Consider the following 1437-nt stretch of genomic DNA (forward strand, 5'->3'; position numbering starts at 1 on the left):
TGGACTGAACCCCAAAAGTTGGACGAAGTTAAAAATTTAATTAGGATTAAGAGCCCGGTATTTTATCGGGCTCATTCCGTTTAAATTGAGTTTGATTCTGTCTTTATTATAGTAGTCAATATATTCCGTTATGTCCTTTTTAAGTTCATCAACTGAGGCATATTTTTTCAGGTAGAACATCTCGGATTTAATGATTCCGAAGAAGTTCTCGATTATAGCATTATCGTAACAATTTCCTTTTCGGGACATACTCTGTGTTATACCTTTTTCACTTAGCATCTGTTTGTACCTGGCCATCCTATACTGCCAGCCTTGATCTGAGTGTAATGTCAGTTTTTCGTCCCCTTTAAGCGTTTTAAATGCATCCTCTAACATATCAGATACCTGTTGAAAGTTAGGTGTTTCAGAAAGATTATAGCTGATAATCTCCCCATTAAACAATTCTATGATCGGCGAGAGGTAAACTTTTCTATCCTTAACCTTGAATTCAGTGACATCTGTAGCCCACTTCAAATAAGGCTTTTTAGCCGTAAATTCCTGTTTAAACAGGTTGGGTACTGCTTCATTCGTATCACCCTTGTAGGATACATATTTCTTACTTCTGATCAGTGATTTAAGGCCTAAGCTGTCCATGATTTTTAATACAGTTTTATGGTTAATAATGCTTCCCCTGTTCCTCATTTCCAAGGTTATCCTCCGATATCCGTACCTTCCCTTGTGATCATCGTAGATCTTCTTTATCTCTTTCTTAGCACCTTCATGTTTATTCAGCACAGAGCTCGTTTTCACATGATAATAGTAGCTGCTTCTGGCAATTTTTGATATACCAAGTAAGATATCTAATGGATATTGCAGCCTTAACTCACAGAGCACTAACGCTTTTTCTTTTGCTGTGTTTGTTTTAATAGAGTTAAGGCATCGAGCTTTTTTAAGAAATCGATCTCGGCTTTAAGGTATAAATTCTCTCTTTCAAGCTCTTCCAGCCGGGTCAGCGATTTGGCCTCTTTAGATATGGATTTGTCTCTTTTCATAGTTGGGGGCCTACCTTTTTTTTGCTCGTTAAGGCCATCTAAACCCTGTTGTTCGTACTTCGCTATCCAAGAAGATATACTGCTTTGATCACGAATATTGAAATGCAGACAACAATCACGTAAAGATAATCCATTATCTTTATAAGCCCTGATCACTGTCAATTTAAATTCCTTTGTGTAATATCTACGCCGCTTGCCTGACAAGCCTTTTTCACCATCTGAACCATGGTGATCAATCCATTTCCTTATAACGGATGTTGATATGTCCCACTTCTTGGATAAAGAATTAATAGAGAACCCTTTTAAGTTATCGTTGATGACTTGAAGTTTAAATTCCGTTCCATGCTTTCTGTTTTTTTTCATAAAAATGCCCCCAAATAGTGTCTAACTTTTTGGGGGCAGTGCA

At 37.2% G+C, this 1437-nt stretch carries 2 protein-coding genes; both read right to left on the reverse strand.

All coding sequences use genetic code 11. The annotated features are described in order from the left end of the window. Window positions 1–36: 36 nt before the first annotated feature. On the reverse strand, window positions 37–906 hold the full coding sequence (locus R2Q94_RS22085) for an IS3 family transposase (RefSeq protein WP_316823642.1): 870 nt from the start codon (window positions 904–906) through the stop codon (window positions 37–39). After that, window positions 873–1394 (reverse strand): helix-turn-helix domain-containing protein, encoded by a 522-nt coding sequence (locus R2Q94_RS22090; protein WP_316823641.1) that lies wholly within the window; start codon window positions 1392–1394, stop codon window positions 873–875. Before R2Q94_RS22090 ends, R2Q94_RS22085 begins: the two co-directional genes overlap by 34 nt. Between the last annotated feature and the right edge of the window lie 43 nt (window positions 1395–1437).

The sequence above is a fragment of the Pedobacter gandavensis genome, assembly GCF_032678465.1.
Taxonomy (GTDB): Bacteria; Bacteroidota; Bacteroidia; order Sphingobacteriales; family Sphingobacteriaceae; genus Pedobacter; species Pedobacter gandavensis_B.

Bases quoted from the DNA above. Each gene is read 5' to 3' on its own strand.
- R2Q94_RS22090 (WP_316823641.1), bottom strand. From the start codon at position 1,394: ATGAAAAAAAACAGAAAGCATGGAACGGAATTTAAACTTCAAGTCATC.